The organism is Nitratidesulfovibrio sp. HK-II (genome assembly GCF_003402415.2).
Taxonomy (GTDB): Bacteria; Desulfobacterota; Desulfovibrionia; order Desulfovibrionales; family Desulfovibrionaceae; genus Cupidesulfovibrio.
This window is the reverse complement of sequence record NZ_AP036014.1, coordinates 255001-279264: the sequence shown is the minus strand read 5'-3', so window position 1 is coordinate 279264 and position 24264 is coordinate 255001. Positions and strand designations below refer to the sequence as shown.

The window sequence follows — 24264 nt, the reverse complement described above, 5'->3', positions numbered from 1 at the left end:
CGAGGGGTTGGTCAGGGCTAGGCCCCGCGCCGCTCCCACAGCTTCATGTCGCGCATCTTCTTGCGCCGTTCGCGCTGCAGCGACTTGCAGACCAGGGGCGTGCCCTTCTTGTAACCGCATTTTTCACGGTAGGTTTCGGGGGTCAGCCCGTGCGTGCCCAGATGCTTCTTGGTCAGGATCTTGAAGGACTTGCCGCACTCGCAACAGGTAATGGACTTTTCCTTGATGGCCTTCTTGGGGTCCATGCCCGCGCCATCGGCGCTTTCAGGCAGCGCACCACCTTCGCTCAAGGTCCGGATGCCTTCCGCAAGGCGCCGAACCATGGTGGTTATCTCGTCTTCGGTCATGGTCCGGACACTGGCCTGGGCCTTCACGATGTCAAGCGCTTCCTTCAGATAATTATCCGTCATTGCCGCTCCTTTGATGAATGATGAACATGAGGCGTGCACGAAACTCGTTCCAAACCTACGTCAACACGTCATTCAGGGTCAACTACAATCGGATGCGCTTGCATGCGGTGCAGCAAGACGCACATCGGAATGGAGGATCGCCCACCGCGTCGCCTGGATGATGCAGAGCAATCACTGACGCAGTGACGCATGCAGGCTTGCGGCATGTGCAGGTATCTGCACGGACCGCTGCCACGGTCCCGCCGGACGACGCCGCACTCGCACTGCGCCCCCGGCCGCCCGTCACCGGGCATGCGCATGGTTCCGCATGCCGCGCGCCGCCCGCGCCCGAGGCCGTGCCCGGTGGACCTTCGCCGCCAAAGCCCGTACCATGCGGCAAACCCGACGGGAGTCCCGCATGAAATACATCATCTTCGAAGACTTTTCCGGCCACCCCGTGCCGTTCATCTTTCCGCACCGGGTGGACCACGCGGACATGCGCGAACAACTGCCCTACACGCGCGTGCTTTCCGCGGGCTACGTGGACATGGTGGACGGCGCGTTCCGCTGCCACGGCGGCGCGCCGGAATTGCAGGTTTCGGCCCGTCCGGAGGACGCGGCCGTCATCGCCGCCAAGTTCGCCCCCCGCCTGCCCGGCGAGGCCGACATCGCATGACGCGCCCGGCGCGGTCCGCGCCCCTGCCCGTGCTGGTGGTTGCGGGCACCCACAGCGGCTGCGGCAAGACCACGGCCGCGCTGGCCCTGATGGCCGCGCTGACCCGGCGCGGCCTGCGCGTGCAACCCATGAAGGCCGGGCCGGACTACATCGACCCCGGCCTGCATGCCGCCGTCACCGGCCGCCCCGGCTGGAACCTGGACGGCTGGATGTGCGGCCCGGAAGGGGTGCGCCGCTCGTTCGCCCGCGCCGTGCGGGCAGGCGAACCGCACGGAACGCCGGACATCGCCATCATCGAGGGCGTCATGGGCCTGCATGACGGCGCGTCGGGCGACGGGCCGTCAGGCTCCACGGCGGAAGTGGCCGCGCTGCTGCACGCCCCGGTGCTGCTGGTGGCCGACGTGCGCGGCATGTCGCGTTCTGCGGCGGCGCTGGTGGGGGGGTACGCCCGGTTCGACCCGGCCCTGCGCTTTGCCGGGGTGGTCTGCAACCGGGTGGGCGGCCCCGGCCACCGCGACCTGCTGCGCGGGGCGCTGGCCGCCCATTGCCCGGACATTCCCCTGCTGGGTCTTCTGCCGCGCGACGCAACGCTTGGCCTGCCCTCGCGCCACCTGGGCCTGGCCCAGGCGCACGAGCATGCCGCCTGGCCGGAACTGTCCGCCCGGCTGGCCGACTGGTTCGAGGCCGGGCTGGACGCGGCGGGGCAGAGCCTGGACGGCCTGCTGGCCCGCTGCGCGGCCATGGCCCCGGCGGACGACATGGTTGCGACGCCGGAAGACCTGGCCACCCCCGCGTCCGGCAACCACGCCGCCACGGTCGGCACCGCCGCCGTTCCCCGTGCCGCGAAGCAACTTTCCGAGGGCGCGCCGCGCCGCATCCGCATCGGCATCGCACGCGACGCGGCGTTCTCGTTCCTGTACCCGGAAAACCTGTTCCTGCTGGAGGCGGCCGGGGCCGAACCGGCATTCTTCTCGCCCCTGTCCGACGCGGCCCTGCCCCCGGACATCGGCGGCCTGCTGCTGCCCGGCGGCTACCCGGAACTGCACGCCGCGCGCCTGGCCGCCAACGCCCCCATGCTGGCCGCCGTGCGCGCCTTCGCCGCGCTGGGCCGCCCGGTGCATGGCGAATGCGGCGGGTTCATGTACCTGATGCGGTCCATCACCGATGCCGAGGGCACGCCCCATGCCATGACCGGCTGCCTGCCCGCCGCCTGCCGCATGGATGCCCGGCTGCGCGCCCTGGGCTACCGAGAGGCGGAAACCCTGCGCCCGTCGCCCTTCGGCCCGGCGGGCACGGTGCTGCGCGGCCACGAATTCCACTACTCGCACCTGGACCCCGCCGTAACCGCCGGACTGGCCGGAGCGGCTGAAACGGCAAAAGCGGCAGAGGCCGCCCGCCCCGCCCCTTCCGCCCTTTCCGTCTGGACCCTGCGCGACCGCAACGGCGCGCCACTGGGGCGGGAAGGGGTGTGCGCGGGGTCGGTGTCCGGCAGCTACGTGCACCTGCATTTCGGCTCCAACCCCGCCGTGGCGCGCGCCTTCGTGGCCGCCTGCGCCGCGCCGGACCCCATTTTCGATGCCGCATACGGAGACAGCGCATGCCCCTGACCCCCGACCCTGCCCGCGGGAATGCCCCGCCATCCATAGACGCCGACCCGCGCCTGCAACCCGCCTTCACCCCCGGCGAGATAGAGGCCCGCTCCTTCGCCATCATCGACGCGGAAGCGGGCGAACCCAAGCCCTTCCCCGGCCATGCGTGGGAAATCGCGCGGCGGCTGGTGCACACCTGCGCCGACTTCGACATCCTGCCCCACCTGCACCTGCCGGACGCGGCCATCGCCGCCGGGGTGACCGCCCTTGCGCGCGGCTGCGCCATCTACACCGACACGGAAATGGCCCGCGCGGGCATGCCCCTGCGCCGCCTCAGCCCGCTGGGCTGCACCGTGGCCTGCCTGCACGCCCTGCCCGGCACGGCGGAACGCGCGCAGGAACGCGCCACCACCCGCGCCCGCGCGGCCATGGAACTGGCCGGGGACCGGCTGGGCGGGGCCATCGTGGCCGTAGGCAACGCGCCCACCGCGCTGCTGGCCCTGCTGGACCACCTGGCGGCGGGCGGCCCGCCCCCGGCGCTGGTGGTGGCCATGCCCGTGGGTTTCGTCAACGCGGAGGAATCCAAGGCGCTGTTCCTGGAACGGGCCGCCCTGCTGACGCACCTTGGCCCGCACGGGCTGCCCTGCCTCGCCCTGCGCGGCCGCAAGGGTGGATCGCCCCTGGCGGCGGCCACGGTGAACGCGCTGGCCGAAATCGCCTTGCGCGGGCGGGGATAACGGGCCGCGCCGCACCGCCGGGGAACGGCCCGAGGTTCCCCGCCGCACGTTCTTGCACAACCGGTGCACCATTTGCTATTCTGGCGGACAGGCATTCCGTTCCCTCGCCGGAACGAAGGCCACACCGCGCCGGCACAGCCGGTCCAACAAGGAATCTGCATGACCCACGACCCACGCCTTGAGGGCGACGCGCACTCGGCTGCGGACACGGGCGAAACGCCCAAGGCCGCTCCCTCCGCCACCGACGTGCCCGCCCCTGCCGTCACTGACGCATCCGCCGTCGCAGCCGCGCCCGAAGCGCCCGACGCCCCAGAAACGTCCGCTACCCCCGGCACCCCCGACCCAACCGTCGCCCCCGCCGAAATTTCCGCCTCCGCGCCCCAAGCCATGCCCGGTGACACGTCTGCCGACGAGCCAGCCGCCGACCTCGCCGCCGACCTCGCGTATGACGAGGACCCCGCCCTGCGCCTTGCCGCAGAGGTCACCCGCATCGACGAGCCCGAGGACGCGCTGCCCCCGGTGGCGCTGACCGACCTGCCGCCCATGATGCAGGAGGCCGCCGCCCGCGCCGGGTGGACCAACCTGATGCCGGTGCAGACCCGTGCCCTGCCGTACATCTTCGCCAAGCGCGACCTGATGGTGCAGTCGCGCACGGGCAGCGGCAAGACCGGGGCCTTCCTGCTGCCGCTGCTCGAACGCCTGTCCCCCGACGAGCCCGCCGTGCAGGCCCTGATCCTGGTGCCCACGCGCGAACTGGCCCTGCAGGTGGAATACGAGGCCCGCATGCTGTTCGAGGGCACGGGCCTGAACGTGGCCGCCGTGTACGGCGGCGTGGGCTACGGCAAGCAGATGGACGCCCTGCGCGAGGGCGCGCACCTTGTGGTGGGCACCCCCGGCCGCGTGCTGGACCACCTGCTGCGCCGCACCATGAATCTGGACCGCATCCGGGTACTGGTGTTCGACGAAGCCGACCGCATGCTGTCCATCGGCTTCTACCCGGACATGAAGGAAATCCAGCGCTACATGCCCAAGCGCCGCATTTCCGCGTACCTGTTCTCGGCCACCTACCCGCCGCACGTGCTGAACCTGGCGGGCGAGTTCCTGAGCGACCCGCGCATGCTCAGCCTGAGCCACCAGCAGGTGCACGTGGCCCAGACGCAGCACCTGTATTGCGAAACCAAGCCCATGGACAAGGATCGGGCCCTGGTGCGCATCATCGAGTCCGAGAACCCCACGGCGGCCATCGTGTTTTGCAACACCAAGGCCAACGTGCACTACGTGACGGCGGTGCTGCAGGGCTTCGGCTACAACGCCGACGAACTTTCGGCCGACCTTACCCAGGTCAAGCGCGAACAGGTGCTGGGCAAGCTGCGCCAGGGGGCGGTGCGCTTTCTGGTGGCCACCGACGTGGCCGCGCGCGGCATCGACATTCCCGACCTTTCGCACGTCATCCTGTACGAGCCGCCGGAAGACCGCGAATCGTACATCCACCGCGCGGGCCGCACCGGGCGCGCCGGTTCGGCGGGCACGGTCATCTCGCTGGTGGACATCATCCAGAAGCTGGAATTGCAGCGCATCGCCAAGCACTACAAGATCGACATCCAGCACCGGCCCACGCCCGACGACGAATCCGTGGCGCGCATCGCCGGTGACCGGCTGACCGCCCTGCTGGAAGCGCGCCTGCGCGCGCGCACCGGGTTGGAACGCGAACGGCAGCAGCGCTTCGCGCCGCTGGCCCGCGCCCTGGCCGGTGACGAAGAGCAGCTTGCGCTGCTGGCCATGTTGCTGGACCAGTACTACCAGGAAAGCCTGCACGCGGCCCCGCCCATGCCCGCAACGGCCCCGGCCCCGCGCACGGACCGCCGCCGCGACGAACGCCGGGAGGAAGGCCGACGGGACGAACGCGACGGGAGACGGGACGAACGGCGCGATGACAGGCGTGATGCCCGACGCGATGAGCGCGATGGGCGTGACGGGCACCGCCGCGGCCGCGACCGCCGGGACGAGCGTCGTGACGAACGCCCGGACGGACGGCGTGACGAACGCGCGCCCGCCGTGGCCGCACCGGATGCCCCCGCCAGCGCTGAAAGCCCGGAACACCATGCGGAACCGCGCGAAGACGGGCAGGCCCCGCGCGAAGGCCGCCGCCGTTCGCGGCGAGGCCGGGGGCGCAAGCGCCGCCGCGAGGCGGAAGCCCGCGCCGGGCAGGATGCCGGACTGGCCCTGCATGACGGCGAAGCGGCCGAAGCCGCGGACGACGACCAGTTCGACGTCCCCGACATGATCCCGGACATGGACACGGACATGGACACGGCTCCGGTCGCCCCAAGGGCGCCGAAAGCCGCCGCGTCCGAGACAGCCGAGACCCCCGAGGCCCCCAAGGGCCCCAAGGACGAAGACGCCCCGGCCAGCGAATCCACCGGCAAGGGCAAGCGCCCGGCCAGGGGCAAGGCCTCGGGCCGCGCAGCCAAGGCCTCCGTGGCGGCTGACGAAGCGGCGGATGCCGATGCGCCCGCAGCCACGCCCGCTGCCGCCGCACAGGATGACGACGCCGAATCCGCGCCCGCGCGCGGCAGGCGGCGCGGCAGGGGCGGCAAGGCCGATGCCCCCGACAAGGCTGAAAAGGCTGAAAAGGCAGACAAGGCGGACAAGGGCGGCAAGGGCGACAGGGCCGGAAAAAACGCCAGGCCCGCATCCGCCAAGCCCTCGCAGGCCAAGTCCCCGGCCCGCAAGCCGGTGGAAGACGATGACGACGCCATGCCCCTGCTGCTGGAGGACTACCTGAACGAAGACGACGACGATCGTCTGGACGACGTTCGCGGGTCCTCGACGGCGGTGGGCAGCGTGTTCGGCCAACGGCTTCCCACGGGGGCCAAGCCGCAGCCCCAGCCCAGGTCCCGCGCGGCGGCCAAGCCCAAGGCAACCACCGTGCAGCCCGTGCAGCCCGTGCTGACCGAGGCGCTGAACGCCTTCGACGACCCGGACGACGACCTTGATGACGGATTCGACGGTCCCGATGGCGGGGACACCGCGATGCCCGGCAACGAGGCCGCGCCCGCCAAGCGCCGCAGACGCCGCCGCCGCAAGAAGCCCGCCGGGGCAACCGATGGCGAGAAGACCGCCGGAGCGCGCGACACGGAGGCCGACGCCGAATGAGCGCCGGTCCACTGCCGGGCATCAGCGCATCGCCCGCCTACACCATCGACGAGGTGCTGGACAACTTCGCCGCCCTGCTCGGTTCCTTCGACTTCACGCCGGAGATCGACGCCATGGGCATCGGACGCATGCAGTTCCTGCGGCGCAAACGCGCGCTGCAGGACCTGCGGGCCCTGTTCATCGCCCTGTGGCGGCTGGCCCTGCGCAAGTCATTCCCGGACGACGGCGATGTGATCTTCGAAACGTTTCTGGAGCGCTACCAGCAGAACCCTTCGCGGGATTCCGCCCGCAAGGACGCCGCCGCCATGGTGGAAAAGGTGCGCGCCTACGTGGACATGCTGGACCACAAGGGCGACGCCGACTTCTCCGAGGCGGCGCACCACCTGGTGTCGCTGCTCTCGCTGGGCGACGCCGAGGCCAAGGCCCTGCGCCTGCGCCTGGCCCTGCACATCCGCGCCACGTACAAGCTGATCTTCGACAAATTGATCTAGGCTCGGGCTGCAATCAGCCCCTAGCACCGCACGATACGACAAAGGGGAGGAACCGTAAGGTTCCTCCCCTTTTCATTTCCAAGGGATACATCACTTTTCACCAGACTCGGAAACCCCGTCGTGCTGGTTGTTTGCAGGGGGTGCGTCACAAGCAGGAATTTTGTTCTCTGCCAAGGAAGAACAGTTTTTTATGGAGGGAGTGTACTCTTCTCGTACTCGACCGGAATAAAAAACTGTTCTGACACAGGCAGAGGGCAAAAGGACGCTCGTGACGCACCCCCTAGAATTCCCAGCCAGCGGAGAGGCCCACGAGATGCGCATCCCCGTCGTGGAAGCGCACGTCGTAGATGGTGTTCTTGCCTTCCACCTCGCCGTCGCGGCCCTTGATCCACAGGTAGGTGTACGAGACATCCACCCGCCACGGGCCGTCGTGCACGCCCACGCCCAGGCTGTACAACTGGCGGTCGTTGGCGGGCACCAGAAAGTCCAGACGGTCGGGGTTCACGGGTTCGCAGTCGTAGACGTAGCCCGCGCGCAGATCCACCATGTCGGTCAGGCGGTATTCCACGCCCGCGCCCAAGCGCCACACGTCGCGCCATTCGGTGGTCTTCAGGCTTTCGGTGGTCACGGGGGTCACGGGCTCATTGTAGCGGATGCGCAACTCGTCGTAACTGCTCCAGAAGGTGCGCGTCACGTCCACGGCCACGCTCCAGCGGTTGTCCGGCTCCCACGCCACGCCAAAGCGCACTTCGCCCGGCAGGGTCACGGAGCCTTCCGCGCCCGTGCTGTTGAACCAGGTGGACGGCACGGCCGCCCCGTTCTTGTCGAAGGTGGCCCGGCCTTCCAGGTCCTGCTTGATGGGCGTGCGGAAGCTGGCCCCCAGGGCCACGCTGTCGGTGGCCTTCCACCACGCGCCGCCGTTCAGGCCGAAGCCGGTGGCGTCGCCCCGGACCCGGCCGTCGATGTCGGTGGCCCCCACCGTGGTGGCCTGGCGCTGGTCGTAGTCGAACCACATGGCCTCGATGCCCATGCCCAGGGCGAAGTTGCCGTGGCGCACGCCCAGCACCGGGTTCACCGACATGGACTTTATGCTCACCGACTGCAGGTCGTTACGGGCCGCCCAGTCGCTGGGATATTCCGTGCCCAGGCCGAAACGCGAGAAGGTGCCCACGCCCAGGAACAGGTTGTCGTTGATCTGGGTGGTGGCGTAGGCGTGCGGGATGGTCCACAGGTTGGACTCCGCATCGGTGGTGCTTCCGTTGACGTCCACGGACACCTGCGGGGCCACCACCGTGACCCCGGCCAGGGTCTGGGTGCCTTCCAGCTGGGTGACCAGGGCGGGGTTGAAGGCGATGGACGAGGGGTCGGCGCGGCGGGCGGTCATGGCGCCGCCCAGCGCATTGCCCCGCGCGCTGAATTCGTACATGGCGAAGCCCGCGGCCTGGGCAATAGACGACCATGCCGCGACGCAAAGCATCGCGGCCAAGAGAACGCGGAACACGTAGCCTCCGGTTTGGAATGCGGCCGGACACGGCCGTGCGACAGCCCGGCGCGCACGCCGCCCGAAACCGGGCCGCGTTCCCTCGCGCGCCGAAGGCGGGCGGCCTGCGCCGCCCCTGTCCACATCATGTTGTGCCGAGCGGAAACATGTAGAAACATTTGCCCGTGATGGCAAGGAAGAAGGCGTTGGCGGGCGCGGCGTTGCAGCGGGGACAGGGCGAGAAGACGCCGCCCCGCCGGGCAAGCGAAAGCCCGATGCCCGGCAGGTGTGGGCGGCGCAACGCACAACGCCGCGCGTGAAGGCGCGGCGTGACCGGCAAATGGCGAGGACGGGGAAACGGGAACGGGCAGACGCTAAAAAAACGGGCGTCGGGCAAGACGGCGGTTGCGCGCTAGGTGGTCACGTGGCGCTGATCCACCGGCAGCCGCAGGGTGAACACCGTGCCCCGGCCCGGCTCCGAATCCACGGTAAAGGTGCCGCCGTGGTTGGTGGTGATGATGAAGTACGACACCGAAAGCCCAAGGCCGGTGCCCTCGCCCACGCTCTTGGTGGTGAAGAACGGCTCGAACACCCTGCGCCGCACGTCCTCTTCCATGCCGGGGCCGTTGTCGGCCACGTCGATGCGCACCATGCCGCCCTCGCGCCGCAACGCCACCGAGATGCGCGGCGGGTCGGACCGTTCGCCGCGCAGGTGCATGGCCTGGGCGGCGTTCTTGAACAGGTTCAGCAGCACCTGCTCGATTTCGGTGGGCATGCACGGCAGGTCGGGCAGGTCGGCCGCGAAGTCGCGCACGATGTCGATATGCCGGAAGTCGTACTTCTTCTTCAGGTCGTAGTCGTTGGCGGCCAGTTCCAGGGTGCGGTCCACAAGATAGGGCAACGACACCCGCTGCCAGCGCGATTCGCTGCGGCGGCTGAACTCCAGCATGTTGGAGACGATGTTGGCCGCGCGGTTGCCCGACTCGCGGATGCCGTCCAGAAACCGCAGGATGCCCCGCCTGTCGAGGTAGGCGCGGATGGCGTCCATGGAGCAGCCCGACTCTTCCGCAGCCACCACGTTGGGGGCAAAGTCCGGGTCCAGCCTGCGCTGAATGTTCTGCGCCCCCTGCAGGATGCCGCCGAGGGGGTTGTTGATCTCGTGGGCCATGCCCGCCGCAAGCCCGCCCACCGAAAGCATCTTCTCGGTCTGCACCATCATCTCTTCGATGCGGATGCGCCCGGTGATGTCGTCCAGCCGCACCACCGCGCCGAAGCTGCCCCGCGAGACCACGGGATAGATGACGATGTCGAAGTAGCGGGTGACGCCGGGGCCGGGCACGGGGGTCTTGTCCAGCGAAATGGTGCCGCCCTCGGCGATGGACCGGCGGATTTCGTCCATCAGAAAGCCGAAATCGGGCAGGGCATCAACCACGGGGCGGCCCAGCACCGCGTCGCGCGACTGGCCGGTGATGCGTTCCGCCGTGCGGTTCCACAGGGCGATGCTGCCGGACTGGTCAACCCCTACGATGAGCGAGGGCATGGCGTTCAGGATGTTGTCGAGGTTGTTCTTGGCCTCGCGCAGTTCCTGCTCCACTTCCTTGCGGGTGGTGATGTCGGTGTGGGCCCCGGCCATGCGCACGGGCACGCCGTTGGCGTCCCACAGGGCCGCGCCGCGCCCGAGAATCCAGCGGTAGCTGTCGTCCTTGTGGCGCATGCGGTATTCCACCTGGAATTCGGGCAGGCGGCGCGCAAGGTAGTCGTCGTGGGCGTGCAGCACGGTATCGAGGTCGTCGGGGTGCACCCGGGTCTTCCACTCGTCCAGCCGGTTGGGCACCTCGTGGTCGTCGTAGCCGATGATGGACTTCCAGCGGGGCGAAAAATAGACGGTGTTGGCGACGAGGTCCCAGTCCCAGATGCCGTCGCTGGTGCCGCCCACCACCAGGGCGTAGCGTTCCTCGCTGGCGCGCAGGGCCCGTTCGGTCTGGCGGCGGTTCTGTATCTCGCCCTGCAACTGGGTGTTGATGGCGTGCAGTTCGTTCTCGCGCTGCTCCACCTGATTGCACATGCGGGTGAAGTTTTCGGCGATCTGGGCCAGCTCGGCATGGGCGATGGTGCGCATGTCGTAGGCAAAGTCGCCCCGGGCTATCTGGTCCATGCCCGATTGCAGCGCCTCCAGCGGGCGGCGCAAAAACACGCGCAACAGCACCCCGGTGGAGGCCAGCAGCACCACCAGCACGCTGCCCATGATCAGGGCGCTGGCCTTCAGCAGCCGCTCCAGGCTGCGCCGGTAGTCCTGCAGGGTGACCACCATGGACACGCGGCCGATGGTCTCGGACTCGAAGCGTACGGCCCGGTCGCGAAACACGGTGGCGTCGGGGTCCGCGCCCTTGCGCACGCGGAACAGCGTGTTGCCCTGCGCGTCTTCGATGTGGAGTTCGTTGATGAGTTCGTACTGCGCGAACACCGAGCCGATCTGGTCCATGGTGCGCGCGTCGAAGTTCCACATGGGTATGGACAGGATGTCCGCCAGGCGGGTGATGTATTCGTCGGCCTTGCGGTCCACCTCGTGCAGCATGTCGCGCGAAATCTGCACGTAGACGAACGAGAACAGCGCCGCCACCACCACGAGCACCATCACCACGAGGCTCACGGTGAGGTCGCGTGACAGCGAACGCCCCTTGATGATGTCCGGGACGGAAAGCCCCTTGCTGGTGGTTGTGTTGCTCATGCGCGCGTCACGTCCCCGTCGCCTGTTCCAGACCTTGTCGCACCCGCATCCGCCCGGAACGCGGGCGGCGGCGCATCGGCCTTCCAGTTTCCCACAACGTACACGATGCGACATGCGATGGAAAGAGCGGCAGGGCAACGACGGGGCGGAAATGCGGATGGCCCGCGCCGCAGCGGAAAGCGGGCCGCGCGGCCAAGGGGGGCGGCACGGTGGGGCGATGCGCGCGCCTGTACCGGCGAACCCGGATGAGACCGGAGGGGGCGGCATGGTTCCGGACTGAACCGGGCATGACGTGATGGGGCCGACGATGGGACGGGACGGGACGAGGCCCCGCCCGCCGGGCACGCTGCCGCGCGCCCCATCAACCTTGACTCGCCGGGGGTTCTGGGCAAAGTTGTGGCGGCCCCGCAACCGGCACGCCCCCGGCCAGCCGGACCCTGCGGCATCAACGCTTCCCACCGCCACTTCCCCCGCATCTGGAGGACGACATATGGGTTTCTTCAGCGCCATCAAGAAACTGTGGACGCCCCGCGAGACGGACGCGCCCACGCCGGAAACCCCGGCAGCCGAGGCCCAGGCCCCGGCCACACCGGCCCCGGAAGCCGCGCCCGCGCAAGACGCCGCGCCCGGCGCCCCACAGGACGCCCCGTGGCGGGCCGACCTGGCCCGCGCCCTGCGCCAGTCCGAGCCGCGCCTGTCGGTGTGGCTGGGCCACGTGCTGACGGGTGTGGACGAAGCCGGCGACGCGCTGTGGGAACGGCTGCGCTTTCTGTTCGCCGCGCTGGAAACCCCGGAGGCCGAGGCTGACGCCTTCATCGCCGACTTCCGGCGCTGGCTTGCCGCCATGGACTACCAGTACGTCCGCGACTTTCGCTCCGAGTTGCAATACCGCCTCGCCCTTGCCCTTGACCTGGAAGACGAGGAAGACGAGCGCAACCGCCTGTTCCTGAAGCTGACCGAAGGCCTGGCCCGCACGCGCGAGCAGATCACCGGCCGCATCGACGCCCTGCTGGCCTCGCATGGCCGCATCGACGCGAAGTTCTGGGAAGAGCTGGAAGAAATCCTGATCATGGCCGACGTGGGCTTCGAGCCCGCCACGCAGCTCACCACGCGGCTCAAGGAACGCGCCCGCAAGGCGGGCACCGACGACCCCGCCGCCTTCCGCGACCTGCTGCGCGAGGAATTGCAGGACATCTTCCGCGCGCCTCGCCGCATCGCCGCCGTGACCCCGCCCGAGGTGGTGCTGATGATCGGCGTCAACGGCGTGGGCAAGACCACCACCATCGCCAAGCTGGCCCACCGCGCCCGCATGCAGGGCAAGAAGGTGCTCATCGCCGCGGCGGACACCTTCCGCGCGGCGGCCATCGAGCAGCTGGAAGTGTGGGCCAGGCGCGTGGGGGCCGACTTCCACGCCAAGTCCGCCGGGTCCGACCCGGCCGCGGTGGCCTTCGAAGCCATGGACGTGGCGCTGGCGGGCGGCTACGACATCGTGTTCGTGGACACGGCGGGCCGCCTGCACACCAAGGTCAACCTGATGGAAGAGTTGCACAAGATCCGCAGGATTCTGGAGCGCAAGCACCCCGGCGCGCCGCACCGCTCCATCCTGGTCATCGACGCCACCACCGGCCAGAACGCCCTTTCGCAGACCAAGCTGTTCAACGAAGCCTGCGGGGTGGACGAGATCGTGCTGACCAAGCTGGACGGCACGGCCAAGGGCGGCATCGTGGTGGCGGTGGCCATGCAGTTCGGCATTCCCATCACCTTCGTGGGCCTTGGCGAAAAGATGGAAGACCTGCGCCCCTTCGACGGCGGCGATTTTGCCCTGGCCCTGCTGGGCGTGGGCCGCGACGAAGGCCAAGCCGGGGCCGAATAGCCCGAAAGCCTCCCCGCAACGCATCTTCGGGCGGAATGCACGCAAACCCGGTACGGGGCGCGGGCGTTCCGCCCTTTCGTTTCCCCCGCGCGTCCCACGTGACGGCGGGCCGGAAACCGGCTATGCCAACTGCACGGGGCGGCGTGGTCCGCCCGCCATTTTCAGCCCGTCAGGTCCGGCCCGTTTCGGCGCGCGCCGCGCCCCTTCCCCCGTGCCCCCGCCAGGAGGACACCCGCATGACCGCAGCCCTGCATCCCTCCCCCACCGCCTCGCTGCTGCGCCGCATGGCATCCAGCCTGCGCGACCCGGTCAGCGGCCTCACCCACTGCATCGGCGCGCTGCTGGCCGTGCTGGGCACGGTGCTGCTGGTGGTGCGCGCGGCCTCGCCCCTCTTGCCGTGGCATGTGGTGACGTTTTCCGTCTTCGGGGTGTCCATGGTGCTGCTGTACACGGCCAGCACCCTGTACCACTGGCTGCCGCTGCGGGAACGGGGCGTGCGCCTGATGCGCCGCGTGGACCATTCCATGATCTTCGTCTACATCGCGGCCACCTACACGCCCATCTGCCTCATCCCGCTGCGCGGGCCATGGGGCTGGTCGCTGTTCGGCTGCGTGTGGGCGGTGGCCGTGGCGGGCATCTTCACCAAGGTATTCTGGCTGCACGCGCCGCGCTGGGTGTCCACGGGCATCTACCTGGGCATGGGCTGGATGGCCCTGGTCGGCATCTACCCGCTGGTCATGAACCTGCAGGCCGGGGCCCTGGCCTGGCTGGTGGCGGGCGGCGCGTTCTACTCGGTGGGCGCGGTGATCTATGCGCGCAAGCGCCCCAACCGCTTCCGGCACTTCGGATTCCACGAGATATTCCATCTGTTCGTGATGGCGGGCAGCTTCTGCCACTTCGTGGTCATGTATTCCTACGTCAGCGTGCTGTAGGGGCGGCGTCCCCACGTCCCGCATCCCACGCGGCGCACACCGCGTCGCGCAGTGCGGCCAGCGCGGGCTCCTCGGCCCGGGCGGCGGGCACCGCGAAGGCCAGCGTCACGTGCGCCACGGGCCGTTCGCGCAGGGCCAGGCGGCCTTCGGCCACGGCGGCGCGCGCCTCGGCCTCCACCATCACCGTCAGCCCCGCTCCGCCAGCGGCCAGGGCGCACAGGGCGTCCTCCTGCTCCGCCACGGCGGCCACGGTGGGCTCCACGCCCACAGCGGCGAACAGCCGTTCCATCACCGGGCAGAACGGGCACTCGCACGGCACCCACAGCCACGGCAGGGCCGCCAGTTCGGCCAGGGTGCCCGCTTGCAGCAAATCCGCCCATTCCAGCGGGCCAATGACGTGCAGCCCCACCCGCGCCAGCGGCGTCACGGCCAGCCCTTCCGGCACTGGCGCGCCTCCGTCATTCGCCCCCTGATCCGCCAGGTACAGGAACCCCGCGTCCAGTTCCCCGGTCCGCAGGGCGTCCACCACTTCCCAGCTCATGGCGCGGGACAGGCGCAGCCGCACGCGGGGCGCGGATGCGCGCAGCAGGGCGTGCGCCGCGTCCACCCGCAAAAGGTTCGATGCCGCGTGCAGGGCAATGGTCACCTCGCCCTCCGGCTCGCCGCGCAGGGCCAGGGCGCGCGCCCGCAACCCCTCGGCCCCGGCCAGCACCGCCCCCGCCCGTTCGCGCAGGTCGCGCCCGGCGTCGGTCAGTTCCATGCCGCGCGGGGTGCGCCGGAACAGGGCCACCCCCAGTTCGTCCTCCAGCGCGCGGATGTGCGCGCTGACGGCGGGCGGGCTGGCGTGCAGCCGTTCCGCCGCGCGGGTCAGGTTGCCGGTGTCCGCCACCACGGCGAACGTGCGCAGCTGATAGAGTTCCATGCATCCCCCTGGGCCTGGCCCGTGCCATAGCCCGTCTTCTGCTTTTCCGAACCCGCCCCCGGAACATGCGAATGGCCGCTCGGTCGGGGAGGGCGTACATTCCGGCATCCGACGGCCACACGAAACATGCAGGAGGACGCAAATGGGATGCAAGGGCTATTTCGACGCCGTGGCGGACAACTGGGACACCCTGCGCGCGGGGTTCTTTTCCGAGGCCGTGCGCGAGGCCGCCTGCGCGCGCGCCCCGCTGGCCCCCGGCCAGACGGCGGCGGACGTGGGCGCGGGCACCGGCTTCGTCACCGAGGCACTGGTGGCGCGCGGGGTGGGCGTCATCGCCCTGGACGCCAACGCGGCCATGCTGGACGTGTTGCGGCGCAAGCCCTTCGCGGCGGGCGGCCCCGGCCTGCCCCCGGTGGACTGCCGGGTGTGCGAGGGCAACGCCCTGCCCCTGCCCGACGGCGCGGTGGACCACGCCTTCGCCAACATGTACCTGCACCATGCCGACGACCCCGGCGCTGCCTTGGGCGAAATGGCCCGCATCGTCCGGCCCGGCGGCCGGGTGGTGCTGACCGACCTCGACCTGCACGACAACGCCTTTCTGCTGCGCGAACACCACGACCGCTGGCCGGGCTTCCGGCGCGATGACATGGCCCGCTGGCTGCGCGAGGCCGGGCTGCGCGACGTGCGCGTGGAGGACGCGGGCGGCGCGTGCTGCGCCACATCCGCCTGCGGGTGCGACAGCGCCAGCATCGCCATCTTCGTCGCCTCGGGCACCCGGTAAGGCCGCCGTTGGTCATCCCGCCTCCGAAACGGCACGGGGCGGAAGAGCCCGCGCTCTTCCGCCCCGAAAAAAGCACCGCCGGGCACGCCCGGCCCGCGCGGCTACACCGTGAAGTCGATGGCCTTGCGGCTGGCCACGATCTTCTTGATGAAGTCCACGCACTTTACGTGCTCGGGGTGTTCGGCATAGGCCTTCAGCCCTTCGGCGTCGTCATGGGTGGACACCAGGATGATCTGCACCGGCTCGGTGGTGGTGCCGAGGAAGGTGGTGCTCACCTCCAGCCCCTTCAGGCTGGGAATCTTGCCCATGAGCGGGTCGAGCATGGCCTTCATCTTGGCGGCGTTCTCGGCGGCGGAGGCGCCTTCGGCCTCGTCCTTCAGGGTCCACCAGACGATGTGCTTGAGCATGGGAAACCTCGTGCGGCGTTGGGGTTTGGATGGTCCTTCCGGTATGCGACACGACGGGCTGCGCGGTCAACCGGCACGGGCATGCGTGCGCACCGCAGCGTACGGCTGCGCACGCCCCATCCAGAAAAAGCGCGTTCGCAACCTCCCCTTGCACACGGCCGCCCAGCCCCTGGCCAATTTCTGCCCGCCCCTTCATGGTGCCGCCCGTTCGCCCGCGTGACGTTTCGGCGGCACGCCGCACCCCGCGCGCCCTGCCGCGTCGCATGGGATTGCGGCGAATCCGGCTTTGCCGTACATCCGTGAAGTCCCACATGAAGGAGCTTGCATGGAGTTGCAGACGCTTACCCTCAGGCGGGTGCTGGAACGCAGCGCCGAACTGTTCGCCGACCAGCCCGCGCTGTCGCAGATTGGCGGCACGCCGATAACCTTTCGCGAACTGCTCGAACACGCCACCACGGTTTCCGCCCTGCTGGCGGAAAAAGGCGTGGCCCGCGGCGACCGGGTGGCCATCCTTTCGGAAAGCATGCCCAACTGGGGCATCGCCTATTTCGGCATCACCGCCATGGGCGCGGTTGCCGTGCCCATCCTGCCGGAATTCCACGCCGATGCCGTGCACCACATCATCCGCCATTCGGAATCCAAGGTGGTGTTCGTGTCCGAACGGCTGTTCACCAAGCTGGAAGACGGCCAGTTCGACACCCCGCCGGAACTCATCCAGATAGAGAATTTCCACCCCGTCCAGCAGGGAGCCACGCGCGACAAGCTGCGCGACCTGAAGGAACGCGGCCTGCGCGAATTCCGCCGCCTGCGCGACAAGGCCATGCGCTTTACCCACCTGGCCGCCGAAGAGCCCGGCGAGGACGACGTGGCGGCCATCATCTACACGTCGGGCACTACCGGCCATTCCAAGGGCGTGGTGCTTACCCACCGCAACATCGTGTGGGACGCGGACACGGTGAAGACCATCGTGCAACTGGCCCCTGGCGACCGCATGCTGTCCATCCTGCCGCTGTCGCACACCTACGAATGCACCCTGGGCCTGGTGCTGCCGGTGCTGAACGGCGCGCACGTGCACTACATGGACAAGCCGCCCACGGCGCGCGCCCTGCTGCCCGCGCTGGCCCAGGTGCGGCCCACGGCCATGCTGTCGGTGCCGCTGGTCATCGAGAAGATCTTCAAGTCCGCAGTGCTGCCCAAGTTCACCGACACCTGGCTGAAGCGGCGGCTGTACGCGCTGCCCTTCGTGCGCCGCAAGCTGCATGCCATGGCGGGCAAGAAGCTGCTGCAAACCTTTGGCGGCGCGCTGCGCATCTTCTGCATCGGCGGCGCGGCCATCGCCCCCGACGTGGAACGCTTTCTGCGCGAGGCGTCCTTTCCGTACGCCATCGGCTACGGCCTGACCGAAACGTCTCCCCTCGTGGCGGGTTGCGGCCCGGCGGACACCCGCCTGACCGCCACCGGCTGGCCCCTGACCGGGGTAGAGGTGCGCATCGACGCGCCGGACCAGGCCACGGGCGAGGGCGAAATACTGGTGCGCGGCCCCAACGTGATGCGCGAATACGCCAAGGCACCGGAAATCACCGCGTCCGTCTTCACCGAAGACGGCTGGTTCCGCACCGGCGACCTCGGCAAGTTCGACCGCGACGGCTACCTGTACATCAAGGGGCGGCTGAAGAACGTCATCGTCGGCCCCAGCGGCGAGAACATCTACCCCGAAGAGGTGGAGGCGGTCATCCAGCAGTCGCCCTACGTCATGGAATCGCTGGTGTTCCAACTGGACGGGCGGCTGGCGGCGCGCATCCACCTGGACTACGCGCGGCTGGACGAAGAGTTCGGCGGCCTGCCCGCCACCAAGGCCCGCGACAAGGTGGAGGCCCTGCTGGAAGAGTTGCGCAACGACGTGAACACCAAGGTGTCCACCTTCGCGCGGCTGCACAAGGTCATCGAGCAGACCGAACCCTTCGAGAAGACGCCCACCCACAAGATCAAGCGCTACCTGTACGTGGAGCAGTAGGCGGCCATACAGGCTACCAGACAGGCAGACGCGGGGCAGGCACGGGGTGGACACGCGCCGGGCCGGAGCGGTGGTCAAATTTCTTGGCCGCTCCGCAGGGTCCGGCACGGCAGGTTCAACTTCCTGCACGCGCAGCCCGCATGTCGGCGAGAATGCAAGAAGCGAAAAACATCATTCGCATCAGCATGTTATACAAAAACATGGCCCTCCCGCAACCTTTGGCACGCTGCGTGCATTAAACAAGACATCCTTCCTTTCTTTGCATGACGCAGAAATCGGCTTGCGGGCGGTCCGCAAGCCGTTCTGCGTTGTGTGCCCCGCCATACCCTACGGACATACTTTTCAAGCAACGCACTCTGCGATATCCGTCAGTCTGACGGACACACTCTGCCCGCGCCCCGCGCGGCACGCCCGGCCATAGCATGCGTTTCTTCCGCAGCGGAGCGCCCCGCGCTTCCGCTACCAATACCACTGTTTCCGCCTCCGGGTCGGACGCCGCCACTCTTTCGCCCGGCCACGGGCGGGATGCTGACGCGCGGCCCGGCAACGGCCCGGCAAGCCCGCCCGGTGCGCCAGGCCCCCAGGGCGAGAGCGCGTCCGTCCATGGCGCATGGGCCGACGATGTGCTGGCGCGCCGCTTCTCCAGGGTGGACCGCGCTCATCCGCTGCTGGCCGAACTGGCCGCCTGGGCCCGCATACGGCTGCTGCGCGACGCCGAGGCAGCCGCCCGGCAGGGCGAATCGCCGCCGCCGGGAGGCATGCCGGGGACCACGGGAGCTGCGAGAGTCGGTGCATCCGCCGTAACACCCGCCGTCACGCGGCCATCACGCCCCCCCGCGCCCCTGACGGAAACGCCGTCGCTGGCCGCCTTGCTGGCCCGCCGCCCGGCCCTGACCACGCCGCCAGAGGTGGTGCAGCGGTTGAGCGCCGTGGTGAGCTCCGAAGACGCCACGCCGGACGACGTGGCCGAAATCATCCAGCACGACACCTACCTTACCGCCGCCGTGCTGCGCATCGCCAACAGCCCCCTGCACGCCCCGCTGGTGCCGGTGGAGTCGGTGCGGCGCGCCGTGATGCTGCTGGGCATGCGCCAGATTCTCAGCCTGGTCGCCGCCGCGTCGCTGATGCGCCTGATGTCCCCCCGCGACGCGGCCGCCCGGCGTACCTTCTGGCGGCACGCCGCCTGTTCGGCCACCGCCGCCCGCGCCCTGGCCTTGGCCTGCGGGGGCGATCCAGGCAGGGCCTTCGTGGCGGGCATGCTGCATGACATCGGCCATCTGCTGCTGATGGGCAACCTGCCGGACATCGCCGCCCATATCTCGCGGCGCGCCCTTGAAGGGGGCGTCCCCATCCAGGCGGCGGAACGCGAACTGCTGGGCTACGACCATTGCGACATCGGCCGCCGTCTGCTGGACCACTGGCGGCTGGGCGATGCCGTGGCCGAGGCCGCCGGGCTGCACCACGAGCCGGATTCCGCCGGTTGGAGCGACATCACCGTGCACGTGCATCTGGGCGACTTCATGGCCGTGGCCCTGGGGCACCACATGCCGGGCGACGAGTTGCTGCGGCCGCCCGCCCTCGGCGCGCTGGACCGGCTGCCGCTGACCCCGGCGGCGTTTTCCTCGCTGGTGGGGCACGTGCTGGCCGACACCGAGGCCATGGAGCAGGCCCTGTTCGGAGACGAGGCGTCCTGACCGGCGGCGCGGCCCCGGAGCCGGAGTGGCCCCGCGCCACAGGCCGCACGCACTCCAGCCGCAACCCGCTCACTTCGCCCGTTTTTTCCCTTCCCGCAAATACCACGGCGGCGTGCACGGTGTTCCCGTCCACGCCGCCGATCATTTCATCTTGTGCGGCATACGCAGGGGCGTAGCGTTTCCGCCTCCAGCCCCGCCCGTTCAATCCCGGCCTACTTCCTTGCCGCCACCTGCATGGCCGCCTGCATCCGCGCCTGCGGCCCCACCAGCACCCCGGCCGTCAGCAGGCCCGCCAACAGCCCCCAGAACGACGAGCCCACGCCCAGCAGGCTCACCCCGGACACGGTGACCAGAAAGGTGACGATGGCGCTTTCACGGTACACCGGGTCCTCCGTGGCCTGGGTCAGCCCGCCCAGAAACGCGCCCAGCAGGGCAAGGCCGGAAACCACGGCCACCAGCGCCTGGGGCAGGGCCGTGAACAGCCCCACCAGCGTGGCCCCGAAGGTGCCCACCAGCACGTAGAAACCGCCGCAGAAGATGCCCGCCCAGTAGCGGCGGGCCGGGTCCGCATGGGCTTCCGGCCCGGTGCAGATGGCGGCGGTGATGGCCGCAAGGTTCACCCCGTGCGAGCCGAACGGCGCGAGCAGGGTGGATGCGACCCCGGTCCACGTCACCAGCGGGCTGCCCGGCGTGGAATAGCCCGCCGCACGCATGACCCCAAGGCCGGTGGCGTTCTGCCCGGCCATGGCCACCACGAACAGCGGCACGCCAAGGCCCAGCAGCGCCCCCACGGTGAAGTGCGGCGCGGTCAGCACCGGCATGGCGGGCGCGGCGCTCACCGCACCGAATGACAGCTGCCCGGTCAGCCCCGCCACCAGCAGACCCGCCAGCAGCGGCAACAGCACGGCATAGCGCGGGGCCAGTCGCCGGGCCGCCAGCCATACCAGCAGCATGGGGGCCACCAGCAACGGAGCGGCCTGCGCCCGGGTGAACACGTCCACGCAGAACCGGAACAGAATGCCCGCCAGCATGGCCGACACCACCGGCTTGGGAATGCGGTCCATGAACGCGGTGAACAGCCCGGTGGCCCCGAACACGGTGATGCCCACGCCCACGGCGATGAACGCTCCGATGGCCTCGGGGTAGCTGTAGGCGGTCCATCCGGCGGCCAGCAGCGCCGCGCCGGGGGTGGACCACGCGGTGATCACAGGCACGCGGTAGCGCAGGCTGAGGCCGATGCCCGTCAGCCCGCTGCCGATGGAAATGGCCCAGATCCAGCTGGAAAGCTGGCCCTGCGACAGATGCGCCGCGTCGGCGGCCTGAAACATCAGCGCCGCGGGTCCGGCGTACGAGACGATGACCGCCACAAGGCCCGCCACGAGCGCGGAGAGCGACGATTCGGACAGGGTGCGCTTCAGCATGCGGACCTCCTGCAGTCGGGGTCGGAAACGGAACTGGAGAGGGCAGAGGAGATGCCTGCGAACAGATGCGCGAAGGAAACGCGGATCAGGAGTCGGCTCGCGCCGTCACGGCCAAAGCCGCCATCCGCGCAACACGACGCGCCAGCACGGAACGCCGCAAGCGCGGGCGCGCTGCGGCCGCCTGCGGCCTCACCGCCGCTGCATGAAGGGGAACAAAGTGGGCGAAAAACCATGAATGGCCACATGGGGGGCCTCCGGACAGGCTTCCCCGTTCGAACGGGGAAGGTCGATGTCGGCATCGTGTCCGATGCGGCCCAGGCGAGCGGCGCTGACCAATTCCGCGCTCCCTCGTGGTGTTGCTCCACTTTCTCGCCAGTCGCGCGGAATGAAATGGGTAAGGCCCGGTGCTAGCACCGGCGGCGTAGCAGCGTCAAGACAGGGGAGGCAAGGGGCCTTGCGCACGACAATGGTGACGGCCGCGATGACCGCAATGACCGCTCCCGCCTTTCCCGTCTCTCTCGGCTTCCCCCCTGTCGCAAACGCACGAAGGCCCCGGTGATTTCTCACCGGGGCCTTTCGCGTGATGGGTCGGGATGCGGTTTGTTGCATCCCTTTTGAAAATAAGTGCTGGCATCGGCCTACTTTCCCACGCAAGAGTACGCAGTATCATCGGCGATGGAGGGCTTAACTTCCGAGTTCGGAATGGGATCGGGTGTACCCCCTCCTCCATGGACACCAGCACAAATTTCTGGTCACCGTCCGGCAAGGCTGGCTATTGAGCGCCGCCACATCGGCCGGGACCGAAAGATGTAATCAAACAGGGTGGAAAGGAAGTGTAGAGAAGAAAACAAGGCGCACGGGCTATTAGTACTGGTCAGCTGAATGCGTCACCGCATGTATACCTCCAGCCTATCAACCGGGTTGTCTACCCGGGCCCTTCAGCTCCGAAGAGAGGGAGACCTTATCTTGAGGCAGGCTTCCCGCTTAGATGCTTTCAGCGGTTATCCCTTCCGCACATAGCTACCCTGCTGTGCCACTGGCGTGACAACAGGACCACCAGGGGTGCGTCCATCCCGGTCCTCTCGTACTAGGGACAGGCCCTCTCAAGTCTCCTACGCCCACAGAAGATAGGGACCAAACTGTCTCACGACGTTTTAAACCCAGCTCGCGTACCACTTTAAACGGCGAACAGCCGTACCCTTGGGACCTGCTTCAGCCCCAGGATGTGATGAGCCGACATCGAGGTGCCAAACCGCGCCGTCGATATGAACTCTTGGGCGCGATCAGCCTGTTATCCCCGGCGTACCTTTTATCCAATGAGCGATGGCCCTTCCATGCGGAACCACCGGATCACTAACGCCGACTTTCGTCCCTGCTCGACATGTCTGTCTTGCAGTCAAGCTCCCTTATGCGTTTGCACTCGACGCCTGGTTTCCGATCAGGCTGAGGGAACCTTTGCGTGCCTCCGTTATTGTTTGGGAGGCGACCGCCCCAGTCAAACTACCCACCAGACACTGTCTCCATCCCGGGTAACGGGCATGGATTAGAGCCTTAGACTTGCAAGGGTGGTATTTCAAGGATGGCTCCCCCCATACTGGCGTACAGAGTTCACAGCCTCCCACCTATCCTACACATGCAAGCCCAAAACCCAATGTCAAGCTATAGTAAAGGTGCACAGGGTCTTTCCGTCTTTCTGCGGGTACACGGCATTTTCACCGCGACTTCAATTTCACCGAGTCTCTGGCCGAGACAGTAGGGAGATCGTTACGCCATTCGTGCAGGTCGGAACTTACCCGACAAGGAATTTCGCTACCTTAGGACCGTTATAGTTACGGCCGCCGTTTACCGGGGCTTCGATTCAAAGCTTCGCTTGCGCTGACCTCTCCTCTTAACCTTCCGGCACCGGGCAGGCGTCAGTCCCTATACGTCGTCTTGCGACTTAGCAGAGACCTATGTTTTTAGTAAACAGTCGCCACCCTCATTTCTCTGCGGCTCTCGCGGGCTTGGAGAGTAAATCCTTTCACCCATAAGAGCACCCCTTCTTCCGAAGTTACGGGGTTATTTTGCCGAGTTCCTTGGCCAGAGTTCTCTCGAGCGCCTTGGGTTATTCACCCCACCCACCTGTGTTGGTTTCCGGTACGGTTCGCACGCGCTAAACTTAGGAGCTTTTCTAGGCAGTAGAGGCTCAACAGCTTCAGACCTTGCGGTCACGGACTCGCGTCTCGGCCTTGAAGAGGGCGGATTTGCCTACCCTCAAGCCTACCTGCTTGCACCGGCTAAGCCAACAGCCGGCCTGCCTACCTTCCTGCGTCCCTCCATCGCACACTCGCGCAAGTACGGGAATATTAACCCGTTTTCCATCGGCTACGGCTTTCGCCCTCGCCTTAGGGACCGACTAACCCTGGGAAGATTACCTTTACCCAGGAAACCTTGGGTTTACGGCGAACAGGTTTTTCACCTGTTTTATCGTTACTCATGTCAGCATAATCACTTCCCTGCAGTCCAGCATGCCTTCCGGCACACCTTCTGCCCGCAGGGAACGCTCCCCTACCGATCGCCGAAGCGATCCCGAAGCTTCGGTACCATGCTTAGCCCCGTTACATTTTCGGCGCAGAGTCATTAGACCAGTGAGCTATTACGCTTTCTTTAAACGATGGCTGCTTCTAAGCCAACGTCCTGGCTGTCTGAACAACTCCACCACCTTGACCACTGAGCATGGATTTGGAGACCTTAGCTGTCGATCTGGGCTGTTTCCCTTTTGACGACGGACCTTCGCACCCGCCGTCTGACTCCCGGGGTACATCTTTACGGCATTCGGAGTTTGAAAGGGTTTGGTAATCTGGTGAGACCCCTAGCCCTGTCAGTGCTCTACCTCCGCAAGACAATTTCCCGAGGCTATACCTCAATATATTTCGGGGAGAACCAGCTATCACCGAGTTTGATTGGCCTTTCACCCCTATCCACAAGTCATCCA

General features: G+C 68.1%; 16 protein-coding genes, 2 rRNA genes and 1 riboswitch (1 of these 19 only partly in view). Of the genes, 10 read left to right on the top strand and 8 right to left on the bottom strand.

The genetic code is table 11. The annotated features are described in order from the left end of the window. Positions 1-17: 17 nt before the first annotated feature. Positions 18-410 carry a MucR family transcriptional regulator gene (locus RVX_RS01015; protein WP_116307077.1) on the bottom strand — a complete coding sequence of 131 codons (393 nt, stop codon included), beginning with the start codon at positions 408-410 and terminating at the stop codon, positions 18-20. A 397-nt stretch (positions 411-807) separates the two neighbouring features. Here RVX_RS01015 and RVX_RS01010 point away from each other — a divergent pair, with 397 nt between their 5' ends. From RVX_RS01010 to RVX_RS00990, 5 genes are all read left to right on the top strand, one after another. Continuing rightward, positions 808-1065, top strand: a complete 258-nt coding sequence (locus RVX_RS01010) for a hypothetical protein (RefSeq protein ID WP_007525783.1) — start codon at positions 808-810, stop codon at positions 1063-1065. Further along, positions 1062-2672, top strand: coding sequence for a cobyrinate a,c-diamide synthase (locus RVX_RS01005; protein WP_116307079.1), 1611 nt, complete (start codon positions 1062-1064; stop codon positions 2670-2672). The genes RVX_RS01010 and RVX_RS01005 overlap by 4 nt, the downstream gene beginning before the upstream one ends. Continuing rightward, the gene (locus RVX_RS01000) at positions 2663-3391 is read left to right on the top strand and encodes a precorrin-8X methylmutase (RefSeq protein ID WP_116307081.1); all 729 of its coding nucleotides are present in this window, start codon (positions 2663-2665) and stop codon (positions 3389-3391) included. The genes RVX_RS01005 and RVX_RS01000 overlap by 10 nt, the downstream gene beginning before the upstream one ends. Before the next feature lie 159 nt (positions 3392-3550). Next, positions 3551-6547 (top strand): DEAD/DEAH box helicase, encoded by a 2997-nt coding sequence (locus tag RVX_RS00995; protein ID WP_116307083.1) that lies wholly within the window; start codon positions 3551-3553, stop codon positions 6545-6547. Then, positions 6544-7038, top strand: coding sequence for a hypothetical protein (locus tag RVX_RS00990; protein WP_116307085.1), 495 nt, complete (start codon positions 6544-6546; stop codon positions 7036-7038). The genes RVX_RS00995 and RVX_RS00990 overlap by 4 nt, the downstream gene beginning before the upstream one ends. A 280-nt stretch (positions 7039-7318) precedes the next feature. Here RVX_RS00990 and RVX_RS00985 read toward each other — a convergent pair whose 3' ends face one another. Both RVX_RS00985 and RVX_RS00980 read right to left on the bottom strand, forming a co-directional pair. Beyond that, positions 7319-8515 carry an OmpP1/FadL family transporter gene (locus tag RVX_RS00985; protein WP_268914480.1) on the bottom strand — a complete coding sequence of 399 codons (1197 nt, stop codon included), beginning with the start codon at positions 8513-8515 and terminating at the stop codon, positions 7319-7321. 415 nt (positions 8516-8930) lie between these two features. Further along, positions 8931-11246, bottom strand: a complete 2316-nt coding sequence (locus RVX_RS00980; RefSeq protein ID WP_116307089.1) for an ATP-binding protein — start codon at positions 11244-11246, stop codon at positions 8931-8933. A gap of 490 nt (positions 11247-11736) precedes the next feature. Here RVX_RS00980 and ftsY point away from each other — a divergent pair, with 490 nt between their 5' ends. Together ftsY and trhA are read left to right on the top strand one after the other, a co-directional pair. Then, entirely contained in the window at positions 11737-13119 is a 1383-nt protein-coding gene (gene ftsY, locus RVX_RS00975; protein WP_116307091.1) for a signal recognition particle-docking protein FtsY, read from the top strand. A 284-nt stretch (positions 13120-13403) separates the two neighbouring features. Continuing rightward, positions 13404-14051, top strand: coding sequence for a PAQR family membrane homeostasis protein TrhA (gene trhA, locus RVX_RS00970; RefSeq protein ID WP_116307815.1), 648 nt, complete (start codon positions 13404-13406; stop codon positions 14049-14051). On the opposite strand, the gene RVX_RS00965 is transcribed toward trhA, so the two are convergent. Further along, positions 14038-14973, bottom strand: coding sequence for a LysR family transcriptional regulator (locus tag RVX_RS00965; RefSeq protein ID WP_116307093.1), 936 nt, complete (start codon positions 14971-14973; stop codon positions 14038-14040). The two genes, trhA and RVX_RS00965, sit on opposite strands and share 14 nt — an antisense overlap. A gap of 142 nt (positions 14974-15115) precedes the next feature. Between RVX_RS00965 and RVX_RS00960 the strand changes: the two genes are divergently transcribed. After that, positions 15116-15754 carry a class I SAM-dependent methyltransferase gene (locus tag RVX_RS00960; RefSeq protein ID WP_116307095.1) on the top strand — a complete coding sequence of 213 codons (639 nt, stop codon included), beginning with the start codon at positions 15116-15118 and terminating at the stop codon, positions 15752-15754. 101 nt (positions 15755-15855) lie between these two features. Here RVX_RS00960 and RVX_RS00955 read toward each other — a convergent pair whose 3' ends face one another. After that, a complete protein-coding gene (locus RVX_RS00955) occupies positions 15856-16161 on the bottom strand; it encodes a Dabb family protein (RefSeq protein WP_007525771.1) in 306 nt (101 codons plus the stop codon). Between the two features lie 325 nt (positions 16162-16486). Here RVX_RS00955 and RVX_RS00950 point away from each other — a divergent pair, with 325 nt between their 5' ends. After that, entirely contained in the window at positions 16487-18175 is a 1689-nt protein-coding gene (locus tag RVX_RS00950) for a long-chain fatty acid--CoA ligase (protein WP_116307097.1), read from the top strand. Between the two features lie 422 nt (positions 18176-18597). Continuing rightward, entirely contained in the window at positions 18598-19869 is a 1272-nt protein-coding gene (locus RVX_RS00945; RefSeq protein ID WP_116307099.1) for an HDOD domain-containing protein, read from the top strand. 212 nt (positions 19870-20081) lie between these two features. On the opposite strand, the gene RVX_RS00940 is transcribed toward RVX_RS00945, so the two are convergent. The 3 genes from RVX_RS00940 to RVX_RS00930 all read right to left on the bottom strand — a co-directional run. Next, positions 20082-21290 (bottom strand): benzoate/H(+) symporter BenE family transporter, encoded by a 1209-nt coding sequence (locus RVX_RS00940; protein WP_116307101.1) that lies wholly within the window; start codon positions 21288-21290, stop codon positions 20082-20084. A gap of 305 nt (positions 21291-21595) precedes the next feature. Further along, positions 21596-21680, bottom strand: a riboswitch (ZMP/ZTP riboswitch). A 235-nt stretch (positions 21681-21915) separates the two neighbouring features. Continuing rightward, positions 21916-22030, bottom strand: a 5S ribosomal RNA gene (gene rrf / locus RVX_RS00935). Between the two features lie 103 nt (positions 22031-22133). Then, positions 22134-24264 (bottom strand): 23S ribosomal RNA (locus RVX_RS00930) (it continues 797 nt past the right edge of the window).